The following is a 202-nucleotide window of genomic DNA, read 5'->3' on the forward strand; positions in this document are numbered from 1 at the left end:
AGGGCACCCTGGAGCTCGGCTACCAGGTCGGCTTCCCCTGGTCACTGGGTGTGGGCATCAACTTCTCCTACTCCACCCCGAACATCCTGCTCGACGACGTCGACCTGTCCCCGACCGGTTTCAACCCGCTGGGCTCGGTCATCACCCCGAACCTGTTCCCGGGTGTGTCGATCTCCGCTGACCTGGGCAACGGCCCCGGCAT

At 65.3% G+C, this 202-nt stretch carries 1 protein-coding gene; it reads left to right on the forward strand.

What is annotated here, in order from left to right; all coding sequences use genetic code 11:
- Positions 1-202, forward strand: a 202-nt coding sequence (locus H7J73_RS00510) for an MspA family porin (RefSeq protein WP_264065339.1), incomplete at both ends; no start/stop codon positions are given.

This window comes from Mycolicibacterium komossense, assembly GCF_025822605.1.
GTDB lineage: Bacteria > Actinomycetota > Actinomycetes > Mycobacteriales > Mycobacteriaceae > Mycobacterium > Mycobacterium komossense.